The sequence below is a fragment of the Burkholderia sp. BCC0398 genome (genome assembly GCF_902833245.1).
Lineage (GTDB): Bacteria > Pseudomonadota > Gammaproteobacteria > Burkholderiales > Burkholderiaceae > Burkholderia > Burkholderia sola.
The window spans coordinates 12,622-32,312 of the sequence record NZ_CADFEM010000024.1; the positions used below are offsets into that span (position 1 = coordinate 12,622).

Here is a 19,691-nt window from a genome sequence, read left to right on the forward strand (position 1 = left end):
TACGGTCCGTAATCTGGCGCCGTCGCGTTCAACGGAGCGCGGCGCCACATCGAAGAAGAGGACCGAGATCATGAAACACCTGGCCAGAATCCTGGCGGTCGCGCTCGTCGCGTTGCCTGCTGCCGTCCATGCGCAATACACGGGGCCGTCCGCGCTGACCACGACGACCGTGAAGGAACTGCTCGCCAACGGCAAGGACGACCAGCACGTGCAGTTGCAGGGGCGCATCGTCAAGCACGTCGGCGGCGAGGATTACGAGTTCGCCGACGCCACCGGCACGATCCACGTCGAGATCGACCGCAAGCTGTGGGCGGCGGGCCAGCCCGTCAGCGACAAGAACGAAGTGAAGCTGACCGGCGAATTCGAGCGCAAATGGTCGGGCCGCGTGAAGGTCGACGCCGATCACGTCGAAGTGCTGCGCTGACCGGTGGGCGCGGGGCCGGTGATACCATGGACGACCGGTTCCCGTTCCCACCAAGATGGCCGCCAATTTCGACGAACTCGCGTCCCGGATCCGGGCGCAATTTTCCGAGCTGAGCCCGCAATTCCAGGCGGGCGCCGCCTTCCTGCTCGATCATCCCGACGAAGTCGCCACGTCGTCGATGCGCAAGGTCGCGCAGCGCGCGCAGGTGCAGCCTGCGTCGCTCGTGCGGCTCGCGCAGCAATTCGGCTTTCCCGGCTGGAACGAGCTGCGCGACCTGTGCGTCGCGCGCGTGCGCACGCGTCCCGAGCCGCTCACCCAGCGTGCGCGCTCGCTCGTGCGGCCCGACGCGAAGGCGTCGCTCGCGCACGATCTGCTCGCCGCGCAGCAGCACAACCTGTCGGCCACCGCCGCCCAGAACGAGCACACGCTCGCGGATGCGGCGAAGCTGATCCGCAAGGCGTCGCACGTGCACGTGGCGGGGTTTCGGTCGTGCTATCCGGTTGCGTTCGGTTTCGTCTACGGCTATCGGCTGTTCCGGCCGACCGTGTCGCTGCTGAACGGCGTCGCCGGCTCGCTCGAAATGGAGCTGCGGACGATCGCGAAGCAGAGCGTGACCGTGATCGTCAGCTTCGCACCGTATTCGGCCGAAGCGACGCGTGTCGCGCAGGCCGCGAAGGCGCAGGGCAGCCGGATCGTCGCGATCACCGACAGCGCCGTGTCGCCGATCGCGCTGCACGCGGACGCGCAACTGATCTTCACGCACGACAGCCCGTCGTTCTTTCCGTCGCTGGTGGCCGCGCACGCGATGGCCGAGGCGCTCGTCGCGCAGTTGCTGGCGCTCGAAGGCAGCGATGCGATCGCGGCGCTCGAACGGACCGAAGCGGAACTGCACGCGAAGGGCGCGTACGTCGTTTGACGCGCGCGGCGGTATGGATGGTTTCAGCCAACTCTCATTCACGACCCGACGTAACCGATGACGTTGACCTACGCAGTGACCGACGCGGCCGACGCGGACGTGCGCAAGCAGATCGTCGCGCCGCTGATCCGCTTCAACGAAAGCCACGCCGGCCCGGTCGATTTCCGGCCGCTGGCCGTGATCGCGACCGACGCCGCCGGCGCGGTGGTCGGCGGCCTGTGGGGCGGCACGGCGTTCGGCTGGCTGCATGTCGACCTGCTCGTCGTGCCCGAGGCCGCGCGCGGCCAGGGCGCCGGCACGCGCATCATGGATCTGGCCGAACGAGAGGCCATCGCGCGCGGCTGCCACAGCGCGTGGCTCGATACGTTCGACTTCCAGGCGCGGCCGTTCTACGAGAAGCGCGGCTATGTGCGCTTTGGCGAGCTGCCCGATTACCCGGTCGGGCACACGCGCATCTTCCTGACGAAGCAACTCGCGGGCTGAACGGCGCGGCCCGGCCCGGTTGACGATGCGGTCAGCCGTCGCCTACGATACCGGGCAGCGATGCAGGTCGCTTCCGGGTCCGCGGAAAGGGTTCAACCCACCTGTCGCAGTCAATCCAGTCTTCCCCATCCTTCGTGCTGGCGGTGTTGCGGACCTTCGGCCATCCATGCACGAGGATCCGCATGAAAAAGCTGCCTCCCGACGCTCATCCCGATCATCTGAAAAAGCAGGCCAAGACATTGTTGCGCCTGTACCGGCAGGGCGACGCCGATGCCGTCGCGCGCTTCGTCGCATCCCTGCCCGCCGCCGCGCATCGCACGCACGACGAAACGCTCGCGCTCGGGCTGCGCCTGCACGACGCGCAGTCCTGCATCGCACGCGAGTACGGCTTTGCTTCGTGGGCCGATCTCGGCGTGTTCGTCGAAACGCACGCACTCACGCGGCAACCGCGATCGCTGCTGATCCGGCGCTGGCTCGATCTCGCGTACGGCGCCGACGTGACCGGCGGTTTCGACGCGGCCCGGCCGCGCGTCGCCGCGCAATTGCTGCTCGATCGTCCCGATCTCGTGTCGGCGGACCCGACCATCGCATGCGCGGCGGGCGATCTCGACGCGGTGAAGGCGGCGCTGGCCGCCGATCCCAGCTGGATCGCGCGCGCCGGCGGGGCGCTGAAGCTGCCGCCGCTCGTCGCCGTCACGCATTCGCGGCTCGCGCAGCTTCCCGAATTCGCGGCCGGGTTGCGTGCGTGCGCGCGTCATCTGCTCGAGGCGGGCGCCGATCCGAACCAGCGGATCGGGAACCGGTATCCGCCGGCCTCGCTTGCCGAGCCCGACGAGTCGGAACCGTTGTCGGCGCTGTATGGCGCCGCCGGCGTCAATCGCGATCCGGCGCTCACCGCGATGCTGCTGGAAGCCGGCGCCGATCCGAACGACGGCGAATCGCTGTATCACTCGGTGGAGAACCCGGCGTGCACGCGTCTGCTGCTCGAGCACGGCGCACGGGTGGGCGGCACGAATGCGTTGCGGCGCGCCCTCGACGTGCCGGACGCGACCGCGCTCGAGCTGCTGCTCGCGCATGGCGGCGACCCGAACGAGCCGGCCGGCGAGGGGCCGACGAGGATGTGGGGCGCGCCGTTGCTGCGCGCGATCGCCGTGCGTTGCCCGGCACGCCACGTCGCCGCGCTGCTGGCGGCCGGCGCCGATCCCGGCGCGCGGACCGCGGCGGGCGTCAGCGCATACCGGCTCGCGATGCAGGGCGGGTTGTCCGACGTCGCGGCGCTGTTGCGCGCGGCCGGCGCGGAGGAGGCGCTCGATGCGCAAGACGCGTTCATGGCGGCCTGCGCGCGCGCCGATGCCGACGACGCGCGGCGCATTCAGGCGGAACACCCCGAACTGCCCGGTGCGCTGTCCGACGATCGGCTGCGGTTGCTACCGGACGCCGCTGCATGGGGTTCGCGCGACGCGGTGAAGGTGATGGTCGAGCTGGACTGGCCGATCGCCGCGCGCGGCGGCGACTGGGACGCGAGCGCGCTGAATCACGCGGTGTTCCGCGGCGATGCCGAACTGCTGGCGTTCCTGCTTGCACACGGCGCGAGCTGGCGCGACCTGCACGGGTTCGGCAGCGATGCGCTCGGTACGTTGTCGTGGGCATCCGTCAACGAGCCGGAGGGCGTCGGCGATCCCGACTGGGACGCGTGCGCGCGCGTGCTGCTCGCGCACGGCGTGCCGCCAGCGGTGCGCGATCCGTCGAATCCGGACGGCGTGCTGATCGACGGCCGCGCGATGCGGTTCTCCGACGCCGTCACCGACGTGTTGCTCGGCATCGACGACGGGCGGCCCGCATCGACGCGACGCGACGCGGGCCGTTGAACGTGGCGACCCGCATCCGGCCGGCCCGGGTGTTTCCGTTGCGCGACGACATTTCGGCAAACGCTGAAACGTCGCGTGCACGACCGGCGTAAGCTCACCGTCAACACCTTCCCGGAGTTCGTAATGACCCGTTCCGACCAGCAAGTCCGCCACGCCGAAGCTTTCCGTGCACTGCACACGCGCCCCGGCGCGTTCATCATCCCGAACCCGTGGGACGCCGGCACCGCGCGCCTGCTCGCGATGGCCGGCTTCGAAGCGCTCGCCACGACGAGCGCCGGGTACGCGTTTTCGAAAGGGCAGCCCGACAACGCGATCGACCGCGACGCGATGCTCGATCACATCGCCGAGCTCGTCGCCGCGGGCGGCTTGCCCGTCAGCGCCGATCTCGAGAACGGCTTCGGCGACGCGCCCGACACGGTGGCCGAAACGATCCGGCTGGCGGCCGAGGCGGGCGCGGTCGGCGGCTCGATCGAGGATGCGACCGGCCGCGCCGATACACCGATCTATGCGCGCGACGCGTCGGTCGAACGCATCGCGGCGGCCGTCGACGCGGCGCGCGCGCTGCCGTTTCCGTTCACGCTGACCGCGCGCTGCGAGAACTACCTGCACGGCCGCCGCGACCTCGACGACACGATCGCGCGGCTCGTCGCGTATCGCGACGCCGGCGCCGACGTGCTGTATGCGCCCGGCATCACCGACGCCGACGAGATCGCGGCCGTGACCCGGGCGGTCGGCGCGCCCGTCAATGTCGTCATGGGGCTGCAGGGCGGGTTGCTGAGCCTCGACGAACTGGCGGCGCTCGGCGTGAAGCGCGTCAGCGTCGGCGGCGCGCTGGCGCGGGCCGCGCTCGGCGCGTTCCTGCACGCGGCGACGGAAATGCGGCGCGACGGCACGTTCACCTTTACGCGGGCAGCCGTGCCGGGGCGCGATATCAACCGCTGGTTCGCGGCGCCGGATAATTCGCCGATTTTGTTCGGCGAATGAGCCCCAATAAAATCCGGAATCGTTTCCACTTAAGCATTGATTGACAATAATCAATCGGTTTCGCGCCTGCATTAATCGTCGGCGCTGACGCGAAAATCGTCGCTTATTCTCCGCATTCCGCCCGATCGGCTGCCGCCGGCGCGCAAACCGCGCCGAATCTGAGGCTTGGCGGGCTGTCATACGCGACGATGTCGCGCATTGTTGCAGGTTCTCGTTCAGAACGTTTCAGTGCGCGGCAGTTGCCGGATGATTTTTTGATTGATAATCTGCGTCACGTTCGAATGACCGGCGAGTGGGCTGCCGGGAATATCAATATATTCAATATATTAAAAGCTGAGAGAGCGATGACGATCCGAGAAAATCATCGAGTGAGGTTTCGCGTGGGCGATGTCGTGACGCTGAAAACGGGCGGGCCGCGCATGACCGTCACGTATGCCGGGCCGGTCGTGTTCGACGACGGCGATTGGCTGATCTGCCAGTGGTTCGACGAAAACGGCGAGTTCCGGCAGGAAATGTTTCATCACGACACGGTGGCGCCCGAGCCGCGTGCGATTTCGGCCGGGCGGGTCCGACTGCGCATGCAGTCGCACCGCTACCGGTCGGCGGCCTGACGCCGGCCGGCCGCCGCGATGCCGCTACGCGCGGCGTCCGTGCAACGACACTTCACGCTATTCCGAAACATGCGGCGGCGCGCTGCGCCGATACTGAACGCATGAACCCGACCGATCCCATTGCCGCGGTCACGCACCGCGATCCCTATCCCTATTACGCCGCGCTCGTCGACGGGCCGCCGCTTGCGTTCGACGCCACGCTCGGCCTGTGGGTCGCGAGCCGCGCGGCGACCGTGACGGCCGTGCTCGGCCATCCGGCCTGCCGCGTACGCCCGCTCGACGCGCCGGTGCCGCCCGCGTTGCGCGGTACGACGGCCGGTGCGCTGTTCGGCGAGCTGGTGCGCATGAACGATGGCCCGTCGCGACACGACATGCCGAAGCAGGCGTTGCGCGCGGCGTTCGCGCCAATCGACACGGATGCGCTGCGCGCTCGCGCCGACGCGCTTGCCGCGCGGCGGTTGCCGACGCCCGGCGATGCCGATGCGCTGAATGCGTGGTGCATGACGGTGCCGGTGTGTGCGGTTGCCGATCTGCTCGGCTTCGACGAAGCGCAACTCGACGACATTGCCGAGCGGGTCGTCGAGTTCGTCGCCGCGCTGTCGCCGCTGTCGGATGCCGCGGCGCTGGCGCGCGCGAGCGACGCGGCGCGGCACCTGCTCGACCGGATGACGGAACGGGTTGCGCAGTCGCATGCGCGCGACGGCACGCTGGTCGCCGCGGTGCAGCAGGCGGCCCGCGCGTCCGGCTGGCACGCGAGCGGCGCGCTGGTCGCGAATCTCGTCGGGTTGCTGTCGCAGACGTGCGAGGCGACGGCCGCCTGGCTCGGCAATGCACTCGTGGCATGGGACGGCGAAGCCGGCGTGGCGCCGGACGCGGCCGCGCTCGACGCATTCGTTGCCGAAGTCGCGCGTTTCGATGCGCCGGTGCAGAACACGCGCCGGTTCGTCGCGGCGCGCACGTCGATCGAAGGCGTGAGCGTCGAAGCCGGCGACGCGATCCTCGTCGTGCTCGCGGCGGCGAACCGCGATCCGGCCGTGCATCGCGAGCCGCATCGGCTGATGCCCGGCCGCGCGGCGGGGCCGAATTTCGGCTTCGGCACGGGGCCGCATGGGTGTCCGGGCGAGCGGATCGCACGGGCGGTGACGGCGGGGGCGTTCGCGGCGCGGTTGCGTGCAGGCGGCTGGCCGCCGCGCGACGTACTGAAGTGGGATTACCGCGCGTCGACCAACGTCAGGATGCCGAAGTTCGACGCGACGCGGTGAAGCGGAAAGAGGGACTTAACGGCAGCCTTGTTTTTCCGCCCATTGCTCCTGGGCGGCGACGCGGCGCTGCACGCGTTCGACGAGGCCGGTCGAGAAGGTGCGCATGCTGACGCCGCGGCGCTTCGCGAGGATCGTCTGCGCGACGTCGGTGCGCGGATTCGGCTGGCACGCCCAGTACAGCGTCATCAGCCAGCCGATGCCCGTCCACGCGAACAGCGCGTTGAACATCGCGATCGTGAGCTTGTCGTGCCGGCCGCGCCGGTCGGCAATGACGGCCGGCAGGAAATAGAGCGCGATCGCCGCGACTGAACCGGCCAGTTGAATCAGGACTTCATCATGCATGGTGCTGCTCCGTCCGAACTGCAATGAGGCTGATTGTCGCGCTTTTTCCGTTCGTGTGCAGGCAATTGATTGTTGCGCTTTTGGTGACGATCAGCCGGCTTCGGCGTCCGCCGGCTGCACGTCGTTGCTCAGCGCGAAACCTTCGTCGAGCCAGCCCGTCACGCCGCCGATCATCAGCTTGACCGGCCGGCCGAGGCGCGCGAGCCGGATCGCCGCGCGCGCGGCGCCGTTGCAGTGCGGCCCCGCGCAGTAGACGACGAACAGCGTGCCGGCCGGATAACCGGCGAGCTTGCTTTCGATGATCTTGCGGTGCGGCAGGTTGCGCGCGCCGGGCACGTGGCCGGCGGCGAACGGGTCGGCGCCGCGCACGTCGAGCAGCACGAAATCGGGCGTGCCGGACGCGAGTGCGTCGTGCACGTCCCAGCAATCGGTCTCGAAGCGCAGCGATGCCTCGAAATGCGCGAGCGCGGCGGGGCTGTCGGCAGCGGGGACGTCGGTGACATAGGACATGGTCGGGCTCTCCTGGTTGAGCGGGTACGGAACCGAGCGGGCACGGAACGCGCCGCAATGAAGGGCAGTATCGCGGTTCGGCTCGTTTCGCGGCAGTGGCGCGATCGACAAGTTCCGGTAACATCGCGTCATGCACAATCATCTCGTCGTCGCGCTCGCCTACGATCGTCTCTGCACGTTCGAATTCGGCTGCGTGGTCGAACTGTTCGCGCTCGAGCGCCCCGAACTCGGCGTCGACTGGTATCGCTTCGCGGTATGCGCGAGCGAGCCGGGGCCCGTGCGCGCGGCGGGCGGCATCACCGTTGCGGCGCCGTACCGGCTCGCGACGCTCGATCGCGCGGACACCATCGTGATTCCCGGCTGGCGCGATCCGGACGAACTGCCGCCCGAGCCGTTGCTGAAGAAACTGCGCGCCGCGCATCGGCGCGGCGCGCGGCTCTGCTCGATCTGTTCGGGCGTGTTCGTGCTGGCGGCGGCCGGCGTGCTCGACGGTCTCACCGTGACGACGCACTGGCGATATGCGGAGCGCCTGCAGGCGCGTTATCCGGCGCTGCGCGTGAATCCCGATGCGCTGTACGTCGACGAAGGGCAGATCGTCACGTCGGCCGGCTCGGCGGCGGGGCTCGACATGCTGCTGCACCTGGTGCGCCGCGATCACGGCGGCGCGATCGCGAACCGCGTCGCGCAGCGCCTCGTGCTGCCGCCGCATCGCGACGGCGGGCAGGCGCAGTTCGTGCCGCGTCCGGTCGCACCGGGCGGCACCGACCGGCTCGCGAAGCTGATCGACTGGATGCGCGCGCATGCGGTCGAGCCGCACACGCTCGCGTCGCTCGCCGCGCAGGCCGCGATGAGTACGCGTACGCTGCAGCGTCAGTTCGCGGATGCGACCGGGATGTCGCCGCTCGCATGGCTGATCCGCGAACGCGTGAACGTCGCGAAGGACATGCTCGAAGCGCAGCCCGCGTTGCCGCTCGCGCAAGTCGCGGCGCGCGCCGGGTTCGGTTCCGAGGAATCGCTGCGCCGGCATTTCCGGCGCGTCGCGGCGACGAGCCCGGCCGCGTACCGGCGCGGGATGGATCGCGGCGGCACGTAGCAGGCGCCGGGCGGCATCGCTCGGGCGCGACGAAGAAAAGAACCACTGGTGTGGCGACGGCCACTCATTCCGAACAAGGATGCCGATGACGATGCTGCCTTCCCGTTTGCCGTTGATCCAGGCCCCGATGGTGGGCTCGCTGAGTCCGCTCGCGATCGCCGTGTGCGAAGCCGGCGGGCTCGGTTCGCTCGCGTGCGCGGCGCTCGGCCCGCAGCAGTTGCGCGACGAGATCGCGGCGATCCGTGCGCGCACGGCCGCGCCGTTCAACGTGAACTTCTTCTGCCATGCGTCGCCCGCGCCCGATGCCGAGGTCGACGCGCGCTGGCGCGCGGCGCTCGCCGGCTACTACGCGGAAGCCGGGCTCGACCCGGCCGACGTGAAAGGCGGCCCCGGCCGCGCGCCGTTCGACGATGCGATGTGCGCGGTCGTCGAGGAACTGCGGCCGGCCGTCGTGAGCTTCCATTTCGGACTGCCGGACGACGCGCTGCTCGACCGCGTGCGCCGCACGGGCGCGCAGGTGGTGTCGTCCGCGACGACCGTCGAGGAGGCGCGCTGGCTCGATGCGCGCGGCGTCGACGCGATCGTCGCGCAGGGCGCGGAGGCCGGCGGCCATCGCGGAATGTTCCTGACCGACGATATCCACGCGCAACCGGGCCTGTTCGCGTTGCTGCCGCAGATCGTCGATGCAGTACGCGCGCCGGTGATCGCAGCCGGTGCGATCGCCGACGGGCGCGGCATCGCGGCCGCGTTCGCGCTCGGCGCCCGCGCGGTGCAGATCGGCACCGGCTACCTGCTGACGCCGCAGGCCGGCCGCTCGGCGCAACATCGCGCGGCCGTGCGCGCCGCCCGCGACGACGGCACACGCATCACGAACCTGTACACGGGCCGCCCCGCACGCGGGCTGCTGACGCGCTTCATGCGCGAACAGGGGCCGATGAGTGCGCTCGCGCCGGCGTTTCCGCTCGCGACGGCCGCGGTCGATCCGCTGCGCGGCGCGTTCGAGCGGCAGGGCCGCGACGATTTCTCGCTGCTGTGGTCGGGCGAGGCCGCGGCGCTCGCGCGCGAAGAGGATGCCGGTGAATTGACGCAGCGCCTGTGGCGCGACGCACTCGCGTGCGCGGCCGGGCTGCGCGACGCGTTTCCGACGGCTGGCTGAACGGCCAGGAGGGGCGCCGGCGGGGGAGCATCGGCGTATGATCTGGATTTTCGTCAGCCCGATCCAGGCACCCCCACCATGACTTCCGTCGACACTACCCCCGTCCTCGACCATGACAAGCTCGTTACCTTCATCGAGCGCAAGTGGAACGATGAAATCCTCCACGCACTGACCGACTACATCGCGATTCCCGCGAAGAGTCCCGCATTCGACCCCGACTGGGCGAAGCGCGGATATCTCGAACGCGTCGTCACCGACGCCGCGCAGTGGGCCGAACGCCAGCCGGTGAAGGGCCTGAAGCTCGAAATCGTGCGTCTGCCGGGCCGCACGCCGGTGATCTTCTTCGAGTCGCCGGCCACGCGTTCGGGCAGCACCGACACGATCCTGCTGTACGGCCACCTCGACAAGCAGCCCGAATTCGACGGCTGGCGCGCGGATCTCGGCCCGTGGACGCCGAAATTCGAGAACGGCAAGCTGTACGGCCGCGGCGGCGCGGACGACGGCTATGCGATCTACGCGAGCCTCGCGGCGCTCGGCGCGCTCGACGAGCAGGGCATCGAGCGGCCGCGCTGCGTCGGCCTGATCGAGACCTGCGAAGAGTCGGGCAGCTACGACCTGCTGCCGTACGTCGACGCATTGCGCGACCGGCTCGGCCAGGTATCGCTCGTCGTGTGCCTCGATTCGGGCGCCGGCAACTACGACCAGATGTGGCTCACCACGTCGCTGCGCGGCCTCGTGTCCGGCGACCTGCAGGTCGAGGTGCTGGAAGAAGGCATCCACTCGGGCGTGTACGGCGGCATCGCGCCGTCGAGCTTCCGCGTGATGCGCCAGTTGTTCGAACGCCTCGAAGACGCGAAGAACGGCAACCTGCTGCCGGGCGCGTTCCATTGCGAGATTCCGTCGAGCCGCGTGCGCGAAGCCGAAGCGGCCGCCGCGATTCTCGGCGACACGGTGTGGAAGGGGCTGCCCTGGGCGTGCGGCCAGGACGGCAAGCCCGTGCTGCCGACCACGACCGATCCGCGCGAGGCGCTGCTGAATTCGACGTGGCGTCCGTCGCTGTCGGTGACGGGCGCGGCCGGCATGCCGGCGCTCGCCGATGCGGGCAACGTGCTGCGTCCGCGCACCGCGTTCAAGCTGTCGCTGCGGCTGCCGCCGCTCGTCGACGCCGCGCAGGCCGTGCAGCAGTTGAAGGAACTGCTCGAACTCGATCCGCCGTACAACGCGAAGGTCACGTTCAAGCCGGACGCGGGCGCGGCGACGGGCTGGAGCGCGCCGGATCTCGCGCCGTGGCTCGCGTCGTCGCTCGACGCCGCGTCGCGCCGCCACTTCGGCGCCGACTGCGCGTACATGGGCCTCGGCGGCACGATCCCGCTGATGAACGTGCTGCAGGAAGGCTTCCCCGCCGCGCAATTCATGGTGTGCGGCGTGCTCGGGCCGAAGTCGAACGCGCACGGCCCGAACGAGTTCCTGCACGTGCCGTACGCGAAGAAGCTCACGGCGGCGGTGGCCGACGTGATCGCGACCGCGCGCTGAGCGTCGCAGCGTTCGACGAACCGATTGCCCGACCCGAACCGACTGGATGGAGTGTTGCCGATGACCGCACTGCCGACGCCCGATACCGAACCGCTGCGCATGCGCGCCGAACCGCTGCATGCATTCGTCGCGGCACTCTGGGAACGGGCCGGCAGCAATCCGCGCGAGGCGACGCTCGTCGCCGATCACCTGGTCGGCGCGAATCTCGCGGGCCACGATTCGCACGGGATCGGGATGATCCCGAATTACGTCGCGTCGTGGCGGGAAGGGCAGTTGCAGCTGAACGCGCACGCGTCGATCGTCCGCGACGGCGGCGCGGTGCTGACGATCGACGGCGGGCGCGGCTTCGGCCAGGTGATCGCGTTCGAGGCGATGGTCGAAGGAATCGAACGCGCACGGCGCATGGGCATCTGCGCGATCGGGCTGCGCGACGTCCATCACCTCGGCCGTATCGGGCACTGGGCCGAGCAGTGCGCGCGCTCGGGGCTCGTGTCGTTCCATTTCGTCAACGTGCCGGGCGACCTGCTGGTCGCACCGCTGCACGGCACCGATCCGCGTTTCGGCACGAACCCGTTCTGCGCCGCGTATCCGCGTGCGGGCAAGCCGCCGCTGCTGCTCGATTTCGCGACGAGCGCGATCGCGTACGGCAAGACGCGGGTCGCGTACAACCAGCGCAAGCGCGTGCCGGCCGGGTCGCTGATCGACCATCGCGGCGAGCCGACCGACGATCCGGCCGTGATGCATGAGCAGCCGTTCGGCGCGCTGCTGCCGTTCGGGCTGCACAAGGGATATGCGCTTGCGGCGATGTGCGAGATTTTCGGTGGCGCGCTCGTGGGCGGGCATACGACGTACGGCGATACGCTCCAGAAGACGAGCGCGATCGTCAACGGGATGCTGTCGGTGCTGATCGATCCGAAAGCGTTCGACGCGGCCGATGCCGAACGCGAAGCCGATGCGTTCGTCGCGTGGGCGAAGGCGTCGCCGCAGGCCGGCGATACGCCGGTGCAGATGCCGGGCGAACCTGAAGAGGCGAGCCGCGCCGCACGCGGCACGACCGGCATTCCGGTCGACCGCGCGACGTGGCGGCAGATTCGCGAGAGCGCGGCGGCCGTCGGTGTCGACGCGGCCGAGCTCGATGCATGGACGCAGCGCTGCGAGGTGCCCGCATGAGCTGGCAGTCGGAGAAGGCGCACGGCGAGGAAATCGCGTATCAGCTTGCGCCGCTCGGCACGGTCGCCGTTGTACGGTTCTTCAGCGGTGCGGCGTTGCGGCTCGACGGCGTGATGTTCGGCTTCATGTCGCGCGGGTCGCTGTTCCTGCGGGTGGACGACGTGAACCGCCCGGCGTTCGTCGCGGCGGGGATGGGGCCGTTCTCGTATGCGAGGCCCACGCGCACCGTCTCGCTCGAGGGCTATTACGAAACGCCGGCCGACGTGCTCGAGGATGCGGGCGCGCTGTTCGACTGGTGCCGCGGCGCGTATCGCGCGGCGCTGCTGGCCGGGACCCCGAAGCGCAAGGCGAAGGCGGCGTCGGAGACTGTGTCCAGAGCGGGGGCGAAGGCTGCACCGAAAGCGGCATCGAAGGTCGCGTCGAAACGTGCAGCGAAACCGGTGGCGAAGCCTGCGACGAAATCGGTAACGAAACCCGCGTCGGCACGGAAAACGAAGCCCGCGGCGAAAGCAGCAGCGAAACCGGCGTCGGCGCAGACAGCAAAACCGGCATCGAAATCGTCGCCCGCGCCGGCACCGAAACCCGCGGCGAAGCGCAAGCAGGCGTAGTCCCGATCACGAGAAGCGACCGCCTCGCGATTTTCGCTTTCCTTACTTTCAGGCGCGCCCGTCGCGGCCGACCAGCACGCTGCGCGGCCTATGTGCCCGCACGATCCGGCGCACGCATGCATCGAGCTTGACGCACCGCACGTCCTGCATGCTTCACAACGGCGGCCCCGGCGTTTATGATCGGCGCGGGTTGTGCCCATGCGTCGCGCGACCCGCGCCGGCCTCGCCGCCGGCCTCGCGAACGGCGCACCCGACGCCGCGCGGAACGCTTCCCCACTCATCATTCCAGACGGAGACAGCCGATGCTCGTCCTGATTCTCGGTTTAGCGATCTTCCTCGGTGTGCATTCGATCCGGATCGTCGCCGACGGCTGGCGGTCCGCGACGATCGAGCGGATCGGCGAGAAGGGCTGGAAGGGCGGTTACGCGATCGCGTCGATCGTCGGCTTCGCGCTGATCGTCTGGGGGTACGGGCTCGCGCGCGCGGGCGCGACGCTGCTGTGGGTGTCGCCGGTCGGCGTGCGTCACCTGACGGGCATGCTGACCGCGGTCGCGTTCGTGCTGATCGCCGCGTCGTACGTGCCGCGCAACCGGATCAAGACGCTCGTCGGGCATCCGATGCTGGCCGGCGTGATGGTCTGGGCGGTCGCGCACCTCCTCGTGAACGGCACCGTGCACGCGGTCGTGCTGTTCGGCGCGTTCTTCGTGTGGTCGATCGTCGATTTTGTCGTGTCGCGTGCGCGGGATCGCCGCGACGGTGTCCGCTATCCGGCCGGCGCACTGGCCGGCGACGTCGCGGCCGTGGCGGCCGGCCTCGTCGCGTGGGCTGTGTTCGCGCGATTCCTGCACGGCCCGCTGATCGGCGTGCGGCCGTTCGGCTGAACGTGCACGCCGGGCCGGACCGGCTGCCGCGGCAACGGCGTGCGTGCGTCAGATCGGCTTGACGAACAATCCGACGGTCAGCAGCGCGCCGATGCAGACGATCGCGATGCGCAGCACGCGTTCGTTCACGCGATGCAGCGCCCATGCGCCGAGCAGGCCGCCGACGATGGCGCCGGCGCCGAGCGCGATCGCCTCACGCCAGTGCAGGTGTGGCGACGTGACGAACAGCACGACGGCCGATGCGTTCATCACGCCCGCGAGCGCATTCTTCGTCGACATCGCGTGACGCGGCGGCAGGCCGGCCATCGTCAGCGCGGCCATCATCAGGAACCCGATGCCGCCGCCGAAGTAGCCGCCGTAGATCGCGATCAGGAACTGCGCGACCCCGGCCGCGACGGGGCCGAGATGTTGCGCGCCGGCGCCCGGTTTGCGAAAGAAACTGCCCCACGCGAACACGACCGTCGCGAACAGCACGAGCCACGGCACCAGGTGCGAGAAGATCGACGACGGCGTTTTCAGCAGCAGCAGGCCGCCGAGCGCGCCGCCGGCCACGCTGATCGCGAACAGTGCGCGAAACGGCAGCTTGCCCACGCCGCTCACCATGTTCCGGCTCGCCCAGCCCGTCGTGACTTGGCCGGGGAACAGCGCGACCGTCGACGTGATGTTGGCTGCGAGCGGCGACATGCCCGACACGATCAGCGCGGGCAGCGTGACGAACGAACCGCCGCCCGCGAGGGCGTTCTGCAGGCCGGCCCAGAGGCCGGCGACGATGATGAGAGCGAGCATCGGTGCGCAACGGAAGAGGTGGCGGGGGGCCCGCTGCCGGAGAAGCGCGGGCGGGGTGGCCGCACGATGGTAATGCAGGATGGCGGCCGCCGGAAGCCGGCGCGGGGCGCGCGCGATGTCACGCGTCCGGTGGGGCGTCTTTCGCTCGCGCGGCGCTGCCGTGGTCGTCGTCGACATTTGGGTAGACGATCGTGCCGTCGGGCCGGACGACTGCGCCGGCCGTGAGCCGCGCGGGTTCCACGCGGTTGCGCCCCATGATGTGCAGTACCGTTTCGCCGCGCGCGATCAGGTAGTCGGACACGATGCGTCGATGACAGCGCCACCACACGGCTTCCGAACACATGATCGCGCAGCGCTGCTCGTGCCCCTGGGCGATCAGTCGGTCGAGGCCCGCGTGAAATTCGGGCGACAGCGCGTAATCCGCGTAGCGGTGAAAGCTGCGGTTCGTCCAGAAGTCGTTGACGTCGTCGGGTATGCCGCGCGACTTGCCGCGCAGGCCGCCGAGTTCGGCGATGTGTTCGTACGCGATGTCGGCGGCGGCGAGCGTATCGGGCAGCGTCGCTTCGTTGAACTGCGGGTTGGTGCGCGAACGCGTCATCTTGCGGATATCGGCGAGCAGCGTGATCTCGACCGCATCGAGCAGGCCGACGAATTCGTCGAGCGTGCGGTTCGAATGGCCGATCGTGTAGAACGGGAGCGTCATGCGCGGTCCTTGCCGGCGATCCGTTCGAGCATGCGGCCGCGATGCGCGGCGACATGGTCGGTCCGGTCGCTCTTGACCTCGTACTGCGGATCGTCGGGCGACGCGTGATGGCGATGGCCCTTGTAGTCGAAGTCGGCGGTGTGGATCGCGATGATCGTGCCGGTCACGTAGCCGGCCTCGGAATTCCAGCGGACGTGGTCGCCCAGCTTGAATGGGGTGGTCATGCAGCGGGTCCTCCTGGCGCGGTTGCCGTGTGCGTCGATCCTGGCGGTGTGTGTCGTCATGCCGGGACGAACGGCGTGCCCATTATCGGCCACGACCGTTCGCGGAGAAAGACATAGACGGCCGCGCGGCGCTGCGTTGCCTGCACGACGAGACCGACGAACCAATGTCGCGCGATTTTCTCTCTGGCCGAAATTTTTACAAGGATAAAGACTCGGGCAGCGCGGATCGGACCAAACGTCACCGGACAAGTGAAATATCGATCGAATCGCAAAAGGGGCAGGCCACACAATCCGACGGGTTTATCTCATATCGCGGGAAGACCTGCGCGAATCGGCCGATCGAATGGGTTTCATAAACGTATGCGAGCCAGCGCGGAATATCGGTGTGAAAGTCAATAGAAGCGTCTAAATGTTCCGACATTCGATCGCGATGCGCGGGAGTGTGCGGTGCTTTGCGCGGAAGCCGTGCCGGCCGGGCATGCAGCGCCTGGTGGCGCCCGCACTGGCTTTGCCGTTGCGGGCCCTGCTTCACCGGCCGGCTTGCGTGCGCGATGCGCGGATCGACGCAATCGAAATCGGTTTTATTTTATTGTTCATTCGCGCGCATCGTTTCATTTAAACCCGATACGCATCGCGTCCGGTTGCGATTTATTGCAGCGCGGTGCACAATCGTTCACAAGTGCAATAAATCCGCAGCGGATTTTCTCAGTGGCACGAATACTCCCCGCCATTCGCTGCCCGCCATTTCGGCGGACGCACGATCGTGCGTCAGGCTCGGCGGCGCGATTGCCGATTTCCGGTCTATCGCGAATCACGGAGCACATGCGCCCGAGGCACGATGCCGTCGGCCCATCGGCCGGCCGGTCCCGACAGTACAGCAAGAGCGCAACATGGCGACTTCCATCGACCTCAATCTTCTCGTCGTTCTGGACGCGTTGCTGTCCGAGAACAGCGTCGTGGGCGCGGCCAACGCGCTCGGCCTCAGTCCGTCCGCCCTCAGCCGCTCGCTCGCGCGCTTGCGGGTGATGACGGGCGACCCGTTGCTGGTGCGGGCAGGGCGTGATCTCGTCCCGACTCCGCGCGCGCTCGAGTTGCGCGACAGGGTGCATGCGCTCGTCGTGGAGGCGCATTCGGTCATGTGCCCGTGCGAACGGGTCGACATGAGTACGCTCAAGCGCACGTTCTCGATTCGCGCGAACGAGGCATTCGTCGAGACCTTCGCGCCGGCGCTGCTCGAACACGCGTCGCGCGCCGCGCCCGACGTGCGGCTGCGCTTCGCGCCGAAACCCAACAAGCATGTCGATGCGCTGCGCAACGGCGACATCGATCTCGAGGTTGGCGTGATCGGCCAGGCCGGCCCGGAGCTGCGCGTGCAGGCGCTGTTTCGCGACCGCTTCATCGGCGTGGTCCGCGCGGATCATCCGCTGGCGACCGGCGAAATCACGCCGCAGCGCTTCGCGTCGTTTCCGCAAGTGAGCGTGTCGCGCCGCGGGCAGTTCAACGGCCCGATCGATACGTTGCTCGATTCGCTCGGCATCGCGCGCTCGGTGACGACCGTCGTGTCGAGCTTTCCGACCGCGCTGTCGCTCGCGCGCAGCTCGGACTTCGTCGCCAGCGTGCCGGAGCGGCAGACCGAGCGGTCCCGCGTCGGCATGTACAGCTTCACGCTGCCGTTGCCGATCGCGGACCTGACCGTCTCGCAGATCTGGCACCCGCGTTTCGACCGCGACCCCGCGCATCGCTGGCTGCGCGATTGCGTGCGCGGTATCTGCGCGCCGCGCGTGGCCGAGGCGATCGCACCCGCTTGTCATGCGGCCGCTTCGATGTGACGCATCATGCAACTCTGGTGGCGTGCGTCAACGTCATTGATACATTGCGTCTCGTGCATCTTCCGCAGCGTAAATCGATTCGGTATGCTCGATTCCATTGTGACAACGCCGGAGATAATGCGTGGGACGATCGTTGCTTGTGAATTCGCCGAATATTCGTGACGCCTTTAAATAATAAACATCCAATCCGAGGGGTATGTGAATTGAGGTGAACGCTGGAAATAACGAATCTGAAACATTGGCGTCTTATTCTGGATGGAGAAACGAATGATTCAGTGTGCGGCGAATATAGCGGCGCCCGCGGATGTCGCGCTGAGCATGCGCGAATGCGAGGTGTTGCGATGGGCGGCGGAAGGGAAGACCGCCTATGAGATCGGCATCATTCTCGGCCTGACCGAGCGGACGATCAACTTCCACATTTCGAGATCGATCGTCAAGCTCAACGCGTCCAACAAGACCAATGCGGTCGTGAAAGCCGTGTTGATGGGCCTGATCGTGTTTGCGTGAACGGTACCGGGGCGTCCGTCGTGGACCCCCGGTTGCCGCATCAGATCGCGCCCTGGAACGACAGCACGCGCGTCCTGAACTCTTCCGGCACCGGCACCGTGGTCTTGCTGCCGTAGTCGAACATCACGTGCGTGGACACGGCCCGCGCCACCACCGCCGGATCGTCGGCCGAATCCTCGGTGCCCGCCTGCCCGTCGCGCACCATCAGGTATTCCAGTTCGAAGCTCTTCGAGCCGAAGCGCGTGACGCTGCTGCGGACCGTGATCGTATCGCCGTACTGCGCAGGCTTCAGATATTCGCACGCGGTCTTGACCATGATGTGCGGCAGCTTTTCCGAATACGGCAGCTCGAGCAGGTCGTGCATGTAGGTCAGGTACGCGTGCTGCAGATAGTCGTAATAGACGGGGCTGCTCACATGGCCCATCGCGTCCGTTTCCCGATACTTCACGTCGATTCGGGTTTCAAAATACTTTCTTGTCATTGCGAGGCTCCTTGGCAGAACGGCGGGTGAGAACGTTTTTGGCAGGAGTTAAGTTAGACGTGAACCGCATATCGGAATACTGTCGGAAATCACAGATATTCACTATGTGAAATGCTTCTGAGATAAATGACAGTATCACCGGGGATTTGACCGCGCTCTAATTGCCTCCGTAAATCGGCATCCGATCAGCGAGAGTGGAGCGTTAAATGGAAAAATCCGTTGAGGCAGCGTTGACGCAAGGCGTGGCGGTGATCAGTGCGCAGCGGTTGCGCACCGAGTTGCCCTGCGATCCCGGCCTGGCACGGTCGATCGGCGATGCGCGGCGCGCATTGGCGCGCATCATCGCGGGCGAGGACGACCGGCTTGCGCTGATCGTCGGCCCGTGCTCGATCCATGATGCCGACGCCGCGCTGGCGTTCGCGCGCCGCCTCGCGCCGCTGCGCGAGCGGTACGCCGATGTGCTCGAGATCGTGATGCGCGTCTATTTCGAAAAGCCGCGCACCACGGTCGGCTGGAAAGGGCTGCTGAACGACCCGTATCTCGACGGCAGCTTCCGGATCGAGGACGGCCTGCGCGTCGCGCGCAAGGTGCTGCTCGGCATCAATGCGCTGGGCTTGCCGGCCGCGACCGAATTTCTCGATCCGATGACCGCGCCGTATCTCGACGATCTCGTGTCGTGGGGCGCGATCGGCGCGCGCACGACCGAATCGCAGATCCATCGCCAGGCCGCGTCGGGGCTCGACCTGCCGGTCGGCTTCAAGAACGGCACCGACGGCAACGTGAAGGTCGCGATCGACGCGATCCGCGCGTCGCGGGCGTCGCATAGCTACCTGAGGTCGTCCGTGTCCGGCGGCGTGGAAATCGCGACCACGCGCGGCAATCCCGACACGCATGTCGTCCTGCGCGGCGGCAAGACCCCGAACTACGACGCCGCCAGCGTCGCGGCCGCCTGCGCCGCGCTGCGCGACGCCCATCTTCCCCCGTATGTCGTGATCGACGCGAGCCATGGCAACAGCGGCAAGCAGACCCGCGCGCAGATCGACGTGTGCGGCAACGTCGCCGCGCAACTGCATCGCGGCGAGCGCGCGATCGTGGGCGTGATGATCGAGTCGTTCCTCGTCGAGGGGCGGCAGGACCTGGTGCCGGGCACGCCGCCGGTATTCGGCCAAAGCATCACCGACGCATGTCTCGGCTGGGATCACACGGCCGAACTCGTCGAGCAGTTGGCTGCCGCGGCGGTTGCGCGGCGGCGTTCGCCAGCCGGCTTCATCGCGCACGGCGCCGCCGTCGCGATGCAGGCCGTTTCTTACTGAATGAAAG

General features: G+C 68.2%; 23 protein-coding genes. 17 read left to right on the top strand and 6 right to left on the bottom strand.

All coding sequences use genetic code 11. The annotated features are described in order from the left end of the window. The first annotated feature begins 70 nt into the window (after positions 1-70). The 7 genes from HWX76_RS34085 to HWX76_RS34115 all read left to right on the top strand — a co-directional run bounded on the left by HWX76_RS34085 (position 71) and on the right by HWX76_RS34115 (position 6,548). Complete coding sequence (locus tag HWX76_RS34085) at positions 71-424, top strand: NirD/YgiW/YdeI family stress tolerance protein (RefSeq protein WP_050018129.1); 354 nt, start codon at positions 71-73, stop codon at positions 422-424. Between the two features lie 55 nt (positions 425-479). After that, positions 480-1,340, top strand: a complete 861-nt coding sequence (locus HWX76_RS34090) for a MurR/RpiR family transcriptional regulator (protein ID WP_050018130.1) — start codon at positions 480-482, stop codon at positions 1,338-1,340. A 57-nt stretch (positions 1,341-1,397) separates the two neighbouring features. Continuing rightward, entirely contained in the window at positions 1,398-1,823 is a 426-nt protein-coding gene (locus HWX76_RS34095) for a GNAT family N-acetyltransferase (protein ID WP_050018131.1), read from the top strand. A 182-nt stretch (positions 1,824-2,005) separates the two neighbouring features. Further along, entirely contained in the window at positions 2,006-3,691 is a 1,686-nt protein-coding gene (locus HWX76_RS34100; RefSeq protein ID WP_176017000.1) for an ankyrin repeat domain-containing protein, read from the top strand. A gap of 123 nt (positions 3,692-3,814) precedes the next feature. After that, positions 3,815-4,675 (top strand): isocitrate lyase/phosphoenolpyruvate mutase family protein, encoded by an 861-nt coding sequence (locus HWX76_RS34105; protein WP_124638812.1) that lies wholly within the window; start codon positions 3,815-3,817, stop codon positions 4,673-4,675. A 344-nt stretch (positions 4,676-5,019) separates the two neighbouring features. Beyond that, on the top strand, positions 5,020-5,286 hold the full coding sequence (locus HWX76_RS34110; protein WP_050018134.1) for a YodC family protein: 267 nt from the start codon (positions 5,020-5,022) through the stop codon (positions 5,284-5,286). Between the two features lie 101 nt (positions 5,287-5,387). Next, the gene (locus tag HWX76_RS34115) at positions 5,388-6,548 is read left to right on the top strand and encodes a cytochrome P450 (protein WP_176017001.1); all 1,161 of its coding nucleotides are present in this window, start codon (positions 5,388-5,390) and stop codon (positions 6,546-6,548) included. Positions 6,549-6,563: 15 nt separating this feature from the next. Here HWX76_RS34115 and HWX76_RS34120 read toward each other — a convergent pair whose 3' ends face one another. Together HWX76_RS34120 and HWX76_RS34125 are read right to left on the bottom strand one after the other, a co-directional pair. Then, entirely contained in the window at positions 6,564-6,890 is a 327-nt protein-coding gene (locus tag HWX76_RS34120) for a superinfection immunity protein (protein WP_050018136.1), read from the bottom strand. 90 nt (positions 6,891-6,980) lie between these two features. Then, a complete protein-coding gene (locus HWX76_RS34125; RefSeq protein ID WP_124630662.1) occupies positions 6,981-7,400 on the bottom strand; it encodes a rhodanese-like domain-containing protein in 420 nt (139 codons plus the stop codon). 130 nt (positions 7,401-7,530) lie between these two features. On the opposite strand from HWX76_RS34125, the gene ftrA reads away from it, so the two are divergent. The 6 genes from ftrA (at position 7,531) to HWX76_RS34155 (ending at position 13,841) form a co-directional block, all read left to right on the top strand. After that, a complete protein-coding gene (gene ftrA / locus HWX76_RS34130; RefSeq protein ID WP_176017002.1) occupies positions 7,531-8,493 on the top strand; it encodes a transcriptional regulator FtrA in 963 nt (320 codons plus the stop codon). A gap of 85 nt (positions 8,494-8,578) precedes the next feature. After that, the gene (locus HWX76_RS34135; protein WP_124595528.1) at positions 8,579-9,649 is read left to right on the top strand and encodes a nitronate monooxygenase; all 1,071 of its coding nucleotides are present in this window, start codon (positions 8,579-8,581) and stop codon (positions 9,647-9,649) included. Between the two features lie 78 nt (positions 9,650-9,727). After that, positions 9,728-11,182, top strand: a complete 1,455-nt coding sequence (locus HWX76_RS34140) for a M20 family metallopeptidase (protein ID WP_006480804.1) — start codon at positions 9,728-9,730, stop codon at positions 11,180-11,182. A 60-nt stretch (positions 11,183-11,242) separates the two neighbouring features. Beyond that, positions 11,243-12,352 carry a malate/lactate/ureidoglycolate dehydrogenase gene (locus tag HWX76_RS34145; RefSeq protein ID WP_124630665.1) on the top strand — a complete coding sequence of 370 codons (1,110 nt, stop codon included), beginning with the start codon at positions 11,243-11,245 and terminating at the stop codon, positions 12,350-12,352. Continuing rightward, positions 12,349-12,960 (top strand): TfoX/Sxy family protein, encoded by a 612-nt coding sequence (locus HWX76_RS34150; protein ID WP_050018141.1) that lies wholly within the window; start codon positions 12,349-12,351, stop codon positions 12,958-12,960. The genes HWX76_RS34145 and HWX76_RS34150 overlap by 4 nt, the downstream gene beginning before the upstream one ends. A 302-nt stretch (positions 12,961-13,262) precedes the next feature. Then, positions 13,263-13,841: an NnrU family protein gene (locus HWX76_RS34155; RefSeq protein WP_050018142.1), complete on the top strand. Its 579-nt coding sequence runs from the start codon at positions 13,263-13,265 to the stop codon at positions 13,839-13,841. Positions 13,842-13,889: 48 nt separating this feature from the next. Here HWX76_RS34155 and HWX76_RS34160 read toward each other — a convergent pair whose 3' ends face one another. From HWX76_RS34160 to HWX76_RS34170, 3 genes are all read right to left on the bottom strand, one after another. Beyond that, on the bottom strand, positions 13,890-14,627 hold the full coding sequence (locus HWX76_RS34160; RefSeq protein WP_124557348.1) for a sulfite exporter TauE/SafE family protein: 738 nt from the start codon (positions 14,625-14,627) through the stop codon (positions 13,890-13,892). 118 nt (positions 14,628-14,745) lie between these two features. Continuing rightward, positions 14,746-15,330 carry a DUF488 domain-containing protein gene (locus HWX76_RS34165; protein ID WP_050018144.1) on the bottom strand — a complete coding sequence of 195 codons (585 nt, stop codon included), beginning with the start codon at positions 15,328-15,330 and terminating at the stop codon, positions 14,746-14,748. Beyond that, the gene (locus HWX76_RS34170; protein ID WP_176017003.1) at positions 15,327-15,554 is read right to left on the bottom strand and encodes a DUF2945 domain-containing protein; all 228 of its coding nucleotides are present in this window, start codon (positions 15,552-15,554) and stop codon (positions 15,327-15,329) included. Before HWX76_RS34170 ends, HWX76_RS34165 begins: the two co-directional genes overlap by 4 nt. A gap of 409 nt (positions 15,555-15,963) precedes the next feature. Between HWX76_RS34170 and HWX76_RS34175 the strand changes: the two genes are divergently transcribed. The 3 genes from HWX76_RS34175 to HWX76_RS34185 all read left to right on the top strand — a co-directional run bounded on the left by HWX76_RS34175 (position 15,964) and on the right by HWX76_RS34185 (position 17,890). Next, positions 15,964-16,173, top strand: a complete 210-nt coding sequence (locus HWX76_RS34175) for a hypothetical protein (protein ID WP_124630668.1) — start codon at positions 15,964-15,966, stop codon at positions 16,171-16,173. A gap of 271 nt (positions 16,174-16,444) precedes the next feature. After that, positions 16,445-17,383, top strand: coding sequence for a LysR family transcriptional regulator (locus HWX76_RS34180; RefSeq protein WP_050018146.1), 939 nt, complete (start codon positions 16,445-16,447; stop codon positions 17,381-17,383). Positions 17,384-17,650: 267 nt separating this feature from the next. Continuing rightward, positions 17,651-17,890 carry a LuxR C-terminal-related transcriptional regulator gene (locus tag HWX76_RS34185; RefSeq protein ID WP_050018147.1) on the top strand — a complete coding sequence of 80 codons (240 nt, stop codon included), beginning with the start codon at positions 17,651-17,653 and terminating at the stop codon, positions 17,888-17,890. 40 nt (positions 17,891-17,930) lie between these two features. Here HWX76_RS34185 and HWX76_RS34190 read toward each other — a convergent pair whose 3' ends face one another. Next, positions 17,931-18,371 carry a thioesterase family protein gene (locus HWX76_RS34190; protein WP_050018148.1) on the bottom strand — a complete coding sequence of 147 codons (441 nt, stop codon included), beginning with the start codon at positions 18,369-18,371 and terminating at the stop codon, positions 17,931-17,933. A gap of 206 nt (positions 18,372-18,577) precedes the next feature. Here HWX76_RS34190 and HWX76_RS34195 point away from each other — a divergent pair, with 206 nt between their 5' ends. Then, complete coding sequence (locus tag HWX76_RS34195; protein ID WP_176017004.1) at positions 18,578-19,684, top strand: 3-deoxy-7-phosphoheptulonate synthase; 1,107 nt, start codon at positions 18,578-18,580, stop codon at positions 19,682-19,684. Positions 19,685-19,691: the final 7 nt, after the last annotated feature.

What these genes read in the sequence shown, in the direction of transcription:
- HWX76_RS34085 (WP_050018129.1), top strand. Translation starts at nt 71, where the DNA reads ATGAAACACCTGGCCAGAATCCTGGCGGTCGCGCTCGTCGCGTTGCCT.
- HWX76_RS34090 (WP_050018130.1), top strand. Translation starts at nt 480, where the DNA reads ATGGCCGCCAATTTCGACGAACTCGCGTCCCGGATCCGGGCGCAATTT.
- HWX76_RS34095 (WP_050018131.1), top strand. Translation starts at nt 1,398, where the DNA reads ATGACGTTGACCTACGCAGTGACCGACGCGGCCGACGCGGACGTGCGC.
- HWX76_RS34100 (WP_176017000.1), top strand. Translation starts at nt 2,006, where the DNA reads ATGAAAAAGCTGCCTCCCGACGCTCATCCCGATCATCTGAAAAAGCAG.
- HWX76_RS34105 (WP_124638812.1), top strand. Translation starts at nt 3,815, where the DNA reads ATGACCCGTTCCGACCAGCAAGTCCGCCACGCCGAAGCTTTCCGTGCA.
- HWX76_RS34110 (WP_050018134.1), top strand. Translation starts at nt 5,020, where the DNA reads ATGACGATCCGAGAAAATCATCGAGTGAGGTTTCGCGTGGGCGATGTC.
- HWX76_RS34115 (WP_176017001.1), top strand. Translation starts at nt 5,388, where the DNA reads ATGAACCCGACCGATCCCATTGCCGCGGTCACGCACCGCGATCCCTAT.
- HWX76_RS34120 (WP_050018136.1), bottom strand. Translation starts at nt 6,890, where the DNA reads ATGCATGATGAAGTCCTGATTCAACTGGCCGGTTCAGTCGCGGCGATC.
- HWX76_RS34125 (WP_124630662.1), bottom strand. Translation starts at nt 7,400, where the DNA reads ATGTCCTATGTCACCGACGTCCCCGCTGCCGACAGCCCCGCCGCGCTC.
- ftrA (WP_176017002.1), top strand. Translation starts at nt 7,531, where the DNA reads ATGCACAATCATCTCGTCGTCGCGCTCGCCTACGATCGTCTCTGCACG.
- HWX76_RS34135 (WP_124595528.1), top strand. Translation starts at nt 8,579, where the DNA reads ATGACGATGCTGCCTTCCCGTTTGCCGTTGATCCAGGCCCCGATGGTG.
- HWX76_RS34140 (WP_006480804.1), top strand. Translation starts at nt 9,728, where the DNA reads ATGACTTCCGTCGACACTACCCCCGTCCTCGACCATGACAAGCTCGTT.
- HWX76_RS34145 (WP_124630665.1), top strand. Translation starts at nt 11,243, where the DNA reads ATGACCGCACTGCCGACGCCCGATACCGAACCGCTGCGCATGCGCGCC.
- HWX76_RS34150 (WP_050018141.1), top strand. Translation starts at nt 12,349, where the DNA reads ATGAGCTGGCAGTCGGAGAAGGCGCACGGCGAGGAAATCGCGTATCAG.
- HWX76_RS34155 (WP_050018142.1), top strand. Translation starts at nt 13,263, where the DNA reads ATGCTCGTCCTGATTCTCGGTTTAGCGATCTTCCTCGGTGTGCATTCG.
- HWX76_RS34160 (WP_124557348.1), bottom strand. Translation starts at nt 14,627, where the DNA reads ATGCTCGCTCTCATCATCGTCGCCGGCCTCTGGGCCGGCCTGCAGAAC.
- HWX76_RS34165 (WP_050018144.1), bottom strand. Translation starts at nt 15,330, where the DNA reads ATGACGCTCCCGTTCTACACGATCGGCCATTCGAACCGCACGCTCGAC.
- HWX76_RS34170 (WP_176017003.1), bottom strand. Translation starts at nt 15,554, where the DNA reads ATGACCACCCCATTCAAGCTGGGCGACCACGTCCGCTGGAATTCCGAG.
- HWX76_RS34175 (WP_124630668.1), top strand. Translation starts at nt 15,964, where the DNA reads ATGTTCCGACATTCGATCGCGATGCGCGGGAGTGTGCGGTGCTTTGCG.
- HWX76_RS34180 (WP_050018146.1), top strand. Translation starts at nt 16,445, where the DNA reads ATGGCGACTTCCATCGACCTCAATCTTCTCGTCGTTCTGGACGCGTTG.
- HWX76_RS34185 (WP_050018147.1), top strand. Translation starts at nt 17,651, where the DNA reads ATGATTCAGTGTGCGGCGAATATAGCGGCGCCCGCGGATGTCGCGCTG.
- HWX76_RS34190 (WP_050018148.1), bottom strand. Translation starts at nt 18,371, where the DNA reads ATGACAAGAAAGTATTTTGAAACCCGAATCGACGTGAAGTATCGGGAA.
- HWX76_RS34195 (WP_176017004.1), top strand. Translation starts at nt 18,578, where the DNA reads ATGGAAAAATCCGTTGAGGCAGCGTTGACGCAAGGCGTGGCGGTGATC.